This window comes from Streptomyces sp. NBC_01334 (assembly GCF_035983595.1).
GTDB lineage: Bacteria > Actinomycetota > Actinomycetes > Streptomycetales > Streptomycetaceae > Streptomyces > Streptomyces coriariae.
Map to the genome: position 1 here is coordinate 7,114,578 of NZ_CP130718.1, position 12,418 is coordinate 7,126,995.

The 12,418-nt window shown below is 70.0% G+C and carries 8 protein-coding genes; 6 read left to right on the forward strand and 2 right to left on the reverse strand.

Annotated features, from left to right (window positions below):
- The first annotated feature begins 26 nt into the window (after positions 1-26).
- The 4 genes from OG736_RS32040 to OG736_RS32055 all read left to right on the forward strand — a co-directional run bounded on the left by OG736_RS32040 (position 27) and on the right by OG736_RS32055 (position 6,569).
- On the forward strand, positions 27-1,628 hold the full coding sequence (locus tag OG736_RS32040) for a diaminobutyrate--2-oxoglutarate transaminase family protein (RefSeq protein WP_327187761.1): 1,602 nt from the start codon (positions 27-29) through the stop codon (positions 1,626-1,628).
- A gap of 151 nt (positions 1,629-1,779) precedes the next feature.
- Positions 1,780-3,720 carry an IucA/IucC family protein gene (locus OG736_RS32045; RefSeq protein ID WP_442817099.1) on the forward strand — a complete coding sequence of 647 codons (1,941 nt, stop codon included), beginning with the start codon at positions 1,780-1,782 and terminating at the stop codon, positions 3,718-3,720.
- Entirely contained in the window at positions 3,626-4,420 is a 795-nt protein-coding gene (locus OG736_RS32050; protein WP_442817200.1) for a GNAT family N-acetyltransferase, read from the forward strand. Before OG736_RS32045 ends, OG736_RS32050 begins: the two co-directional genes overlap by 95 nt.
- 172 nt (positions 4,421-4,592) lie before the next feature.
- The gene (locus tag OG736_RS32055; RefSeq protein WP_327185455.1) at positions 4,593-6,569 is read left to right on the forward strand and encodes an ATP-dependent DNA helicase; all 1,977 of its coding nucleotides are present in this window, start codon (positions 4,593-4,595) and stop codon (positions 6,567-6,569) included.
- Between the two features lie 159 nt (positions 6,570-6,728).
- Here OG736_RS32055 and lexA read toward each other — a convergent pair whose 3' ends face one another.
- Positions 6,729-7,508: a transcriptional repressor LexA gene (gene lexA, locus OG736_RS32060; protein ID WP_028806029.1), complete on the reverse strand. Its 780-nt coding sequence runs from the start codon at positions 7,506-7,508 to the stop codon at positions 6,729-6,731.
- 583 nt (positions 7,509-8,091) lie between these two features.
- On the opposite strand from lexA, the gene nrdR reads away from it, so the two are divergent.
- Together nrdR and OG736_RS32070 are read left to right on the forward strand one after the other, a co-directional pair.
- Entirely contained in the window at positions 8,092-8,661 is a 570-nt protein-coding gene (gene nrdR / locus OG736_RS32065; protein ID WP_327185456.1) for a transcriptional regulator NrdR, read from the forward strand.
- Between the two features lie 164 nt (positions 8,662-8,825).
- Positions 8,826-11,726, forward strand: coding sequence for a vitamin B12-dependent ribonucleotide reductase (locus OG736_RS32070; RefSeq protein ID WP_327185457.1), 2,901 nt, complete (start codon positions 8,826-8,828; stop codon positions 11,724-11,726).
- A 128-nt stretch (positions 11,727-11,854) separates the two neighbouring features.
- Here the strand turns inward: OG736_RS32070 and OG736_RS32075 are convergent, their stop codons facing one another.
- A complete protein-coding gene (locus tag OG736_RS32075) occupies positions 11,855-12,388 on the reverse strand; it encodes a TerD family protein (RefSeq protein WP_054243672.1) in 534 nt (177 codons plus the stop codon).
- Positions 12,389-12,418 lie beyond the last annotated feature (30 nt).

Below are 12,418 nucleotides of genomic sequence, written 5' to 3' on the forward strand. Positions count from 1 at the left end.
CCCTCGTCGCCGGAACGGCCGCCACGGTGAGCCGGACGGATGGCCGGCCCGCGCACGAGGGGATCCTGCGGCGTCAGTCGGCTCGCGAGTCCGCGGCGCGCACCTATGCGCGGGCCCTGCCGATCGTGCCGGTACGGGCGCGCGGGCTGACCATCGAGGGCGCGGACGGCCGACGGTACCTCGACTGTCTCTCGGGTGCCGGAACCCTCGCGCTCGGCCACAACCATCCCGTCGTGCTGGAAGCCGTCCGCAAGGTCCTCGATTCTGGGGCACCCCTGCACGTCCTCGATCTCGCCACCCCGGTCAAGGACGCCTTCGTCACCGAACTGTTCCGGACACTGCCGCCCGGTCTCGCCGACCACGCGCGCGTGCAGTTCTGCGGACCGGCCGGTACGGACGCCGTCGAGGCCGCCCTCAAGCTGGTCCGGGCCGCCACCGGCCGCTCCGGTGTCCTGGCCTTCACCGGTGCCTACCACGGGATGACCGCCGGATCCCTCGAAGCCTCCGGGGGTGCCTTCGACGTGCGGGTGGCGCGGCTGCCCTATCCGCAGGACTACCGCTGTCCCTTCGGCGTCGGCGGCGAGCGCGGCGCCGAACTCGCCGCCCGCTGGACCGAGTCCGTCCTCGACGATCCCAAGTCGGGGGTGCGGCAGCCCGCCGGGATGATCCTCGAACCGGTCCAGGGCGAGGGCGGTGTGATTCCCGCGCCGGACGGGTGGATGCGGCGTATGCGGCAGATCACGGCCGAGCGCTCGATCCCCCTGATCGCCGACGAGGTCCAGACGGGCGTGGGCCGGACCGGTGCCTTCTGGGCGGTGGAGCACAGCGGGGTCGTCCCCGACGTGATGGTCCTGTCGAAGGCCATCGGAGGCAGCCTGCCACTCGCTGTCGTCGTCTACCGTGACGCCCTCGACGTCTGGCAACCCGGTGCCCACGCGGGCACGTTCCGCGGCAACCAGCTCGCCATGGCCGCCGGTACGGCCACCCTCGCCTACGTCCGCGAGAACCGTCTCGCCGAACGCGCGGCCACCCTGGGAGGCCGCATGCTGGGCCAACTCCGCCTCCTCGCACAGGAGTTCCCGTGCATGGGGGATGTGCGGGGTCGCGGGCTGATGATCGGGGTCGAGATGGTGGACCCCGAAGGCGGAAGCGGGTCCGGCGCCCCGCAGGCGGGCGTGCGGACCGGTGACGAGCCCGGCGCGTCGGCCGACGGTGTCCGGGCCCATGGCGTCACGCCCCGCCCGACGCCGCCTTCGGCTCCCGGGCGCGCCCCCTGCCCCGCCGCCCCCGCGCTGGCCGCCGCTGTCCGACGGGAGTGCCTGCGGCGGGGCCTGATCGTCGAACTCGGCGGGCGTCACGCCAGCGTCGTCCGGCTGCTTCCGCCCTTGACGATCACCGACGAGCAGGCCGCCGCGGTGCTCGACCGGTTGTCGGACGCGATGGCGGCGGTGTCCCGCAGCCACCTGCGCGGTGCGGGCCCGAGGGTGCCAGATCAGCCGAACCGTCAGCCCGAGCGCCGGCACCGGCCGGAGCGCCGATCCCAGCACCCACCCCAGCCACTGGACCGGCCAGGCCGGCCGCCGGGGCCGGACCGGGGCCAGGACGGTCATGCCGGGTGGACGGGGTAGCCCCGGGAAACCGCCGGCGTACCCCCGGGCCCGCGGACGCCGGCGGCACCGCTGCCGACCCCTCCATCGGTGTGCGCCGCCCACGCGACCCGCGCGGGCTCCGCACCACGGCCTGCTCGCGGCCGACCCCACCACTTCACGAGGAACGACCTTGACCACCTCCTCCCACCAGTCCACCTCCCGCACGTCCCCCGTCCCCCACCAGCAGGGCGACGCCGTCCAGTCGGCATCGCCGAGCCCCGCCGCCGATCTCCTGGACCACCCCGATCCGAACACCGCGGCCGACGCGGCTGCCGTGGAGAACCTGCTGCGCTGCTGGGTGCGCGAGACGGGCCTGCCCGCACCCCACGACGGCGTCCTGCGCGTGCCGCTGCCCGCCAGCGGCCTCACCTTGCTCGCCCCCGTCCACTACTGGTCGCCGACCGGCTGGCACCGCTTCGGCCTCCCGCGCCTGGCCGGCGCACCCGAGCACTCCCCGCCCGCGGACGCCGTCACGGTCGCGGCCCTGCTGGTCCGCGAGGCGCTCCGGGACGGTGGCCCGTCCGACGGAACCACCGAAGCCGCCGTAGTGGCCCACGTGGGCGCCCTCCCGGTGGAGCGCGCCACCGCTGCCGCGCCGAAGCCCTGTCCCGCGCACACGAACAGGAGCAGTGGCGAAGGCGTCGACCTCGTCGCCCGCGTCGCCGACTCCGTCCGCCGCACCGCGGCGTTCATCGGTGAGCGCCGCAAACGCTCCGACGACCGACCCGACCTGTTCCTGACCGCCGAACAGGCACTGCTGCTCGGGCATCCGCTGCACCCGACGCCGAAGAGCAGGGAAGGCCTCTCGGAGGGCGAAGCGCGTCTCTGCTCACCGGAGTCGCGTGGCTCCTTCCCCCTTCGCTGGCTCGCTGTCTCTCCTTGCGTGGTCGCCACCGACTCCGCCTGGACCGAAGGTGGCCGTCCCGTCCCCGCCGCCCGGTTGACGGCCCGACTCGGCGGCGCCGGGCTGCCGTTGCCTACCGGCTTCGCCGCGCTGCCGGTGCACCCCTGGCAACTGCGCGAGGTCCGGCACCGCCCCGAGGTCGAGGCCCTGTTCGACGCCGGACTCCTCCAGGACCTGGGCGCCCATGGCCCTTCGTGGCATCCGACCTCCTCCGTACGCACAGTGCATCGGACCGGAGCCCCTGCGATGCTCAAACTGTCGCTCGGTCTGCGCATCACCAACTCCCGTCGTGAGAACCTCCGCAAAGAACTCCACCGTGGTGTCGAGGTGCACCGGCTTCTGCGTGCCGGCCTGGCCCAGCAGTGGCAGGCTGCCCACCCGGACTTCGACATCGTCCGAGATCCGGCCTGGCTCGCGGTCGACGGTGCGGACGGCCTCCCGCTGACGGGCCTCGACGTGATGATCCGCCACAATCCGTTCGCCCCGGAGGACGACGTGTCCTGCATCGCCGGTCTCGTCGCACCCCGGCCGGACACGGCTTTCGCCCACCGCTCCCGGCTGACCGCGATCGTCGGGCACCTCGCCGCACGGACGGGCCGGCCGCTGTCGGCTGTCGCCGCCGAGTGGTTCCTGCGCTACCTGGAGCAGGTCGTCCGCCCCGTCCTGTGGCTCGACGGTGAGGCAGGGATCGCCCTGGAGGCGCATCAGCAGAACACGCTCCTCCTCCTGGACCCCGACGGCTGGCCCACCGGCGGCCGTTACCGCGACAACCAGGGCTACTACTTCCGCGAGTCCAGCCGCGCGGAACTCGAGGCCCGGCTGCCCGGCATCGGCGAACACAGCGACACCTTCGTGTCCGACGACGTCACCGACGAGCGCTTCGCCTACTACCTGGGCATCAACAACGTGCTCGGACTCATCGGCGCGTTCGGTTCCCAGCGCATCGCCGACGAGCAGCTGCTGCTCGCCGCCTTCCGGCGCTTTCTCGCCGACGCCGCCTCCGGCCCCCGCCGACTGCGCGGCTCGCTGCCCGCCCGACTGCTCGACTCGCCCCGCCTGCGCTGCAAGGCCAATCTGCTCACCCGGTTGCACGGGCTCGACGAACTCGTCGGTCCCGTGGACACCCAGTCCGTCTACGTCACCATCGCCAACCCCCTGTGCTCCTGAGCCGTCGCTTCACCGGCACCGAACCCTGCCCTCCTCCGAGGAACACATCCCGCCCGACCTGCCGAGAGGAGCTGCCGTGGCTCCCGTCGAGACAGCCTCCGACAGCCGCCGTACTCTGCCCGCCGCCTCCGACCTGCTCGACAGCGTCGGCGGCTGGGGGCCCGCCGCCACCTCGGCGGGTGCGTTCCACCTGGTCCCCGTACGGGTCGAGAGGGACCTCCCGCTCGTCTGCCGGTGGATGAACGACCCCGTCGTCGCGGCGTTCTGGGAACTGGCGGGACCCGAATCCAGGACGGCGCGACACCTGCGCCGTCAACTCGACGGCGACGGCCGCAGCATCCCCTGCCTCGGGGTGCTGGAGGGCCGGCCGATGAGCTACTGGGAGATCTACCGGGCGGATCTCGACCCGCTGGCGTGCCGCTACCCGGCCCGACCGCACGACACAGGCGTCCACCTGCTCATCGGCGGTGGCGCCGACCGCGGGCGAGGCCTTGGCAGCCGTCTGCTCGGAGCCGTCGCCGACCTGATCCTCGACAGGAGGCCCGCTTGTGCCCGCGTCGTCGCCGAACCCGACGTTCGCAACATTCCGTCCATCGCCACCTTCCTGAGCGCGGGATTCCGGTTCCTCGCGGAGGTCGACCTGCCCACCAAGCGGGCCGCCCTCATGGTGCGGGACCGGGTCCCGGGTGATCCGTCATGACGCTGAGTGATCGAGCCGTCACATCTGGAACGCCCGTCGCGGCCCATCGGTTCCCGACCCCGCCGAAGCCCGGCTTCCCCACCTCCACCGAGAGACCCACCGTCTTGATCCCTTCCCTCCCGTCCGCCTTGACCACACGTTTGTCAGTGCCGCGCCGTAGGGTGGTCGCGCTATGACGAAGCCCTCACTCCCCGAACTCCTGCACGCTGCCGTCACCGCTGTCGGCGGCACGGAGCGCCCCGGCCAGGTGACCATGGCCGAAGCCGTCGCCGAGGCGATCGACGACGGATCCCATCTGCTGGTCCAGGCCGGCACCGGCACCGGTAAGTCGCTCGGCTACCTCGTGCCCGCACTCGCGCACGGGGAGCGCGTCGTGGTCGCGACCGCCACGCTGGCCCTCCAGCGCCAGCTCGTGGAGCGGGACCTGCCGCGTACGGTCGACGCGCTGCATCCGCTGCTGCGTCGCCGCCCCGAGTTCGCGATGCTCAAGGGCAGGTCGAACTACCTGTGCCTGCACCGACTCCATGAAGGTGTCCCGCAGGACGAGGAGGAGGGCCTCTTCGACCAGTTCGAGGCGGCCGCACCCACGAGCAAGCTGGGCCAGGATCTGCTCCGGCTGCGGGACTGGTCGGACGAGACCGAGTCCGGCGACCGGGACGACCTCACGCCGGGTGTCTCCGACCGGGCCTGGGCGCAGGTGTCGGTGTCCTCCCGGGAGTGCCTGGGAGCCACGAAGTGCGCCTACGGCGCGGAGTGCTTCGCGGAGATGGCCCGTGAGCGCGCCAAGCTCGCCGAGGTCGTCGTCACCAACCACGCGCTGCTCGCCATCGACGCCATCGAGGGTGCGCCGGTCCTTCCGCAGCACGAGGTGCTGATCGTCGACGAGGCGCACGAGCTGGTCTCGCGGGTCACCGGTGTGGCCACCGGCGAGCTCACTCCCGGCCAGGTCAACCGGGCCGTGCGCCGGGCGGCGAAGCTCGTCAACGAAAAGGCCGCCGACCAGCTGCAGACCGCTGCCGAGGGCTTCGAGCGGCTCATGGAGCTGGCGCTGCCCGGCCGGCTGGAGGAGGTCCCGGAGGATCTCGGGTATGCCCTCATGGCGCTGCGCGACGCCGCGCGGACCGTCATCTCGGGGATCGGCGCGACCCGCGACAAGTCCGTCCAGGACGAGGACGCGGTCCGCAAGCAGGCTCTGGCATCCGTGGAGAGCGTGCACGACGTGGCGGAGCGGATCGTCGACGGCTCCGAGTACGACGTCGTCTGGTACGAGCGGCACGACCGTTTCGGCGCCTCCGTGCGTGTCGCGCCCATGTCCGTGTCGGGCCTGCTGCGGGAGAAGCTCTTCGCCGACCGCTCCGTGACCCTGGCCTCGGCGACCCTGAAACTGGGCGGGGACTTCAACGGTGTGGGCGCCTCGATGGGGCTGGCGCCGGAGGGCACCGAGGGCGAGGACGTCCCGCAGTGGAAGGGCATCGACGTGGGGTCGCCCTTCGACTACCCCAAGCAGGGCATCCTCTATGTGGCCAAACACCTGTCGCGTCCCGCGCGGGACGGCGACCGCGGCGACATGCTGGACGAACTGACCGAGCTGATCCAGGCGGCCGGCGGACGCACGCTCGGCCTGTTCTCCTCCATGCGGGCCGCGCAGCTCGCCGCCGAGGAACTGCGCACGCGTGTCCCCGAGTTCCCGATCCTCCTCCAGGGCGAGGAGACACTCGGTGAGCTGATCAAGAACTTCGCGGCGGATCCGCAGACGTGCCTCTTCGGCACGCTGTCGCTCTGGCAGGGCGTCGACGTCCCCGGTCCCAGCTGCCAGCTGGTCGTCATGGACAAGATCCCGTTCCCGCGCCCGGACGATCCCCTGATGAGCGCCCGCCAGAAAGCGGTGGAGGATTCCGGTGGAAACGGCTTCATGGCCGTCGCGGCCACCCATGCGGCGCTGTTGATGGCCCAGGGGGCGGGACGACTCGTACGGGCGTCGGGGGACCGCGGTGTGGTCGCCGTACTGGACCAGCGGCTGGCGACGGCCCGCTACGGGAGCTACCTGAAGGCGTCCCTGCCGGACTTCTGGTACACGACGGACCGCAATCAGGTCCGCAGGTCGCTCGCGGCGATCGACGCGGTGGCCAAGCAGGCGGAGGCACAGTGAAGGAGGGGGCCGTCCCGCTTCCGGGACGGCCCCCTCCTTTCCTTCACGACTGATCGGGTGCACGGCTGATCGGGCACAGCACAGGGCCCCGGAACCGGCGCAGGGATCCCGGGGCCCAGTCTCAGGGGGCGGACGAAGGCGTCCCGTCCACCGCCGTACTCAGACGCGGCGGAGTACGGCCACCACCTTGCCGAGGATGGTCGCGTCGTCGCCCGGGATCGGCTCGTAGGCCGCGTTGTGCGGGAGGAGCCAGACATGGCCGTCCTCGCGCTTGAAACGCTTGACGGTGGCCTCGCCGTCCAGCATCGCCGCCACGATGTCGCCGTTCTCGGCGACGGGCTGACGGCGGACGGTGACCCAGTCGCCGTCGCAGATCGCGGCCTCGATCATCGAGTCACCGACGACCTTCAGGACGAACAGCTCGCCGTCACCCACCAACTGCCTCGGGAGGGGGAAGACGTCCTCGACCGACTCCTCGGCGAGGATCGGGCCACCGGCGGCGATGCGTCCGACCAGCGGGACGTACGACGCGGCGGGCTTGCCGGCGGTGTCCGTGGGCTGCACGGAGCTGGCCTGGTCGGAACCTCGCACCTCGTAGGCGCGCGGCCGGTGCGGGTCGCGGCGCAGGAAGCCCTTCCGCTCCAGTGCCATCAGCTGGTGGGCGACCGAGGACGTGCTGGACAGGCCGACCGCCTGACCGATCTCCCGCATGGACGGCGGGTAGCCGCGCCGCTGTACGGAGTCCCTGATGACCTCGATCACTCGGCGCTGCCGGTCGGTGAGTCCCGAGCTGTCGGCGCGGATGCCTGGAGGTCGCCCAGGCAGAGAGCGCTTGTGTCCCTCGGGATTCATGGCTTCGTTCATCGCATGCACCGGCTCGAGTCGGCCCTGGGAGCGGTCCTGGGCAGTGATGGTGGCACTGTCTGCGGTGGTGGTCACGTCGGCCCCTCTCGATTGTCTCCCTGCTGGACAACGGTAGTTGCTTTCGAAAGGTTGCGCCAAACACACGTTCGAGTGAAAAAGCGTGGATAGCCTGACTTGATCATGTGTCTGGGTGTATGGCTAACATGCCGCCCGGCGGACAAAAGGGCTCATTGTTGTACTCTTCACCGCCGAGACGGATGACCTTGTGAGGTGTGGCCTCAGTCTGCCATCCGGCGCCCCGCAGACCGGGAATTGGCCCCGCTCTGCGCGAGAGTCCCACCTCTCCTCCCTGCGGCGCCCACGGTATCGCCGTATCCGGCGCGCCGATACGGGTGCACGCGCGCGTGCGCGGGTGGTTTTCGGGTGCTGGGTGTGACGGCGGGATCGCGAGGGGTGAAGGCGTCGGACGCGACACGCGTCGCAGCCTGGATGTATGGGCCAAGCCCCCATATGTAGTGGTTGGATTGCACCAGCGGCCCAGAAGTTGTGGTCCCCGGTGTCTTCGGATGCTCATGGATCGCCTATGCTTGGGGCTGCTTCGAGGGGCCCGTGAGGTCCGGCGAGGCCATTGAGTCTGCTGTGAGGAGGGTTGGAGTTCATGCACTGCCCCTTCTGTAGGCACCCCGACAGCCGTGTCGTCGACAGCCGTACGACGGATGACGGCACGTCGATCCGCAGGCGCCGCCAGTGCCCTGACTGCTCCCGTCGTTTCACGACCGTGGAGACGTGCTCGCTCATGGTGGTGAAGCGGTCCGGGGTCACCGAGCCCTTCAGCCGTATCAAGGTCATCAACGGCGTGCGCAAGGCATGTCAGGGGCGGCCTGTCACCGAGGACGCGCTGGCTCAGCTCGGCCAGCGGGTCGAGGAGGCGGTCCGGGCCACCGGAAGCGCCGAGTTGACCACCCATGACGTGGGGCTGGCCATACTCGGCCCGTTGCAGGAGCTCGACCTCGTCGCGTATCTGCGATTCGCCTCCGTCTACCGGGCGTTCGACTCGCTCGAGGACTTCGAGGCCGCCATCGCGGAACTCAGGGACCAGACGGCACGCCCCGCCGCGGACGACGACGACCGTGCGGGCGATGCAGGGACTGTAGTGGGGAGTCGGGAAGACGAAAGCGGGCCCGGAGGGACCGTGCAGGTCCCCGAGCCCGCCCACGCCGCCGACTGACCGCGGACCGGAACCGGGGTTTCGAGTCCGGGGACGGCCGGGCGGCGGCGGACCAAGACCTGCTGTGGGTGATAGCGCGTGGGGCCCACAGCACAAGACAGAACACCGTGTCACGGGAACAAACGTGGCATTTTTGGGCGTTTTCGCCCGTAGAGGGAGGCGGCATGACAGAGACGGCGAGCGGTCCGGCACGAGGTTCCCGAGCCAAGGGCACCAAGACCACCAAGGGCCTGCGCATCGAGCGCATCCACACGACCCCCGGCGTGCACCCTTACGACGAGGTGGCCTGGGAGCGTCGTGACGTCGTCATGACCAACTGGCGCGACGGCTCGGTCAATTTCGAGCAGCGTGGCGTCGAGTTCCCCGACTTCTGGTCGGTGAACGCGGTCAACATCGTCACCAGCAAGTACTTCCGCGGTGCCGTCGGCACCCCGCAGCGCGAGACCGGCCTCAGGCAGCTGATCGACCGCATCGTGAAGACGTACCGGAAGGCCGGTGAGGACCACAAGTACTTCGCCTCGCCCGCCGACGCCGAGATCTTCGAGCACGAGCTGGCGTACGCCCTCCTGCACCAGATCTTCAGCTTCAACAGCCCCGTCTGGTTCAACGTCGGTACGCCGCAGCCCCAGCAGGTCTCCGCCTGCTTCATCCTGGCCGTCGACGACTCCATGGAGTCGATCCTCGACTGGTACAAGGAAGAGGGCATGATCTTCAAGGGCGGCTCCGGCGCCGGCCTGAACCTCTCCCGCATCCGCTCCTCCAAGGAGCTCCTCTCCTCCGGCGGCAACGCCTCGGGACCGGTCTCCTTCATGCGTGGTGCCGACGCCTCCGCCGGCACCATCAAGTCCGGTGGCGCCACCCGTCGTGCGGCCAAGATGGTCGTCCTCGACGTGGACCACCCGGACGTCGAGGACTTCATCGCCACCAAGGTGAAGGAGGAGGAGAAGATCCGCGCCCTGCGCGACGCGGGCTTCGACATGGACCTGGGCGGCGACGACATCACGTCCGTCCAGTACCAGAACGCCAACAACAGCGTCCGCGTGAACGACGAGTTCATGACGGCCGTCGAGAACGGCACCGAGTTCGGCCTGCGCGCCCGTATGACCGGCGAGATCATCGAGAAGGTCGACGCCAAGGCGCTGTTCCGCAAGCTCGCCGAGGCCGCGTGGGCCTGTGCCGACCCGGGCATCCAGTACGACGGTGTGATCAACAACTGGCACACCTGCCCCGAGTCCGGCCGGATCACCGCGTCGAACCCGTGCAGCGAGTACATGCACCTGGACAACACGTCCTGCAACCTCGCCTCGCTGAACCTGATGAAGTTCCTCAAGGACGACAGCAAGGGCAACCAGTCCTTCGAGGCCGACCGCTTCCAGAAGGTCGTCGAGCTCGTCATCACCGCGATGGACATCTCCATCTGCTTCGCGGACTTCCCGACCCAGAAGATCGGCGAGAACACGCGCGCGTTCCGCCAGCTCGGCATCGGCTACGCCAACCTCGGCGCCCTGCTGATGGCCACCGGCCACGCCTACGACTCCGACGGCGGCCGCTCGCTGGCCGGCGCCATCACCTCCCTGATGACGGGCACGGCCTACCGCCGCTCCGCCGAACTGGCCTCCGTCGTCGGCACGTACGACGGCTACGCCCGCAACGCCGACGCCCACAACCGCGTCATGAAGCAGCACTCCGACGCCAACGGGACGGCCGTCCGCATGGACGACCTGGACTCCCCGGTCTGGGCCGCCGCCACGGAGGCCTGGCAGGACGTGCTGCGGCTCGGTGAGAAGAACGGTTTCCGTAACTCCCAGGCGTCCGTGCTCGCCCCGACCGGCACCATCGGTCTGGCGATGTCCTGCGACACCACCGGCGTCGAGCCCGACCTCGCCCTGGTCAAGTTCAAGAAGCTGGTCGGCGGCGGCTCGATGCAGATCGTCAACGGCACCGTTCCGCAGGCCCTGCGCCGCCTGGGTTACCAGGAGGAGCAGATCGAGGCGATCGTCGCCCACATCGCCGACAACGGCAACGTGATCGACGCCCCCAGCCTCAAGCCGGAGCACTACGAGGTGTTCGACTGCGCCATGGGCGAGCGCGCCATCTCCCCGATGGGCCACGTTCGCATGATGGCCGCGATCCAGCCCTGGATCTCCGGAGCCATCTCCAAGACGGTCAACATGCCGGAGACGGCGACCGTCGAGGAGGTCGAGGAGATCTACTTCGAGGCCTGGAAGCTCGGCGTCAAGGCGCTCGCGATCTACCGCGACAACTGCAAGGTCGGTCAGCCCCTCTCCGCGAAGACCAAGGAGAAGGAGAAGACCGAGATCACCGAGAAGGCCGAGGAGACGATCCGCACCGCGGTCGAGAAGGTCATCGAGTACCGCCCGGTCCGCAAGCGTCTGCCCAAGGGCCGGCCCGGCATCACGACCTCCTTCACGGTCGGTGGCGCCGAGGGCTACATGACCGCCAACTCCTACCCGGACGACGGTCTCGGCGAGGTCTTCCTGAAGATGTCCAAGCAGGGTTCGACCCTCGCCGGGATGATGGACGCCTTCTCCATCGCGGTCTCCGTCGGTCTCCAGTACGGCGTGCCGCTGGAGACGTACGTCTCGAAGTTCACCAACATGCGCTTCGAGCCGGCCGGCATGACCGACGACCCGGACGTGCGGATGGCGCAGTCGATCGTCGACTACATCTTCCGCCGCCTGGCGCTCGACTTCCTGCCCTTCGAGACGCGTTCCGCGCTCGGCATCCACTCCGCCGAGGAGCGTCAGCGTCACCTGGAGACCGGTTCGTACGAGCCGACCTTCGAGGAGGAGAACGTGGACGTCGAGGGGCTCGCGCAGTCCGCTCCGCGTCAGACGGACCTGAAGGCCGTGGCCGCTCCCAAGGCCGACGTCGAGGTGATCGAGCCCGCCCCGAAGCAGGCTCACACCAGCGCCGAGCTGGTGGAGATGCAGCTGGGCATCCAGGCCGACGCCCCGCTGTGCTTCTCCTGCGGTACGAAGATGCAGCGGGCCGGTTCCTGCTACATCTGCGAGGGCTGCGGTTCGACCAGCGGTTGCAGCTGATCCCTGCCGTGCCGGTCAGGTCGCGATGACCTGACAAAGGGCGGTGGAGCCGGTTCCCGGCTCCACCGCCCTCGGTGTTTTCCGGAGGTTCCACCGTCCGCGAGGCGTCGGTGGCGTCCTCCGCGCCTTCAGGAGTGGCGCACCTGGCCCATGGTCCTCGTGAACGTCGCCGGGTCGTCCTCGAAGCCCTGGACGCCGGAGTGGAACGACCATCCGTCGGACGACTCGCGCAGGAACTCCCCGACGGTCGCCGCGGTCGCGCCGAGGACGCCGGCGAAGTCGTCCTCGTCCAGGACGGTGTAGCCCTCCCTTATCCGGAAGGCGGGATTGAGCACACCGACGAACGTCCGGTGCTCCGGGTTCTGCTGGATGACGACGCCGACGACCACGCGCGCGTACCGCGCGTCCAGGCGGTCGAGCTCCAGCGTCATCACCTCGTCCCAGCCGAAGCCCTTGCCGTCCTTGCTGTCCCGGTTCAGGTAGATCGTTCCGTCGGGGGAGCGACTGTCGAAGTGCACCACATAGGCAGGGGCGCCATGCGGATCGCTCTCCAGGTAGGTCGCGGCCACGATGTCCAGGTCGGTGGGTGGCTGCCCCGTCGGACTCGGGTCCCACTTCAGCGCCATCTCGACCTTGCGGATTCCCTTGTTGAGGCCGCTCACCGGATTTCCCTCCCCGTTTCCCCGTCTGAT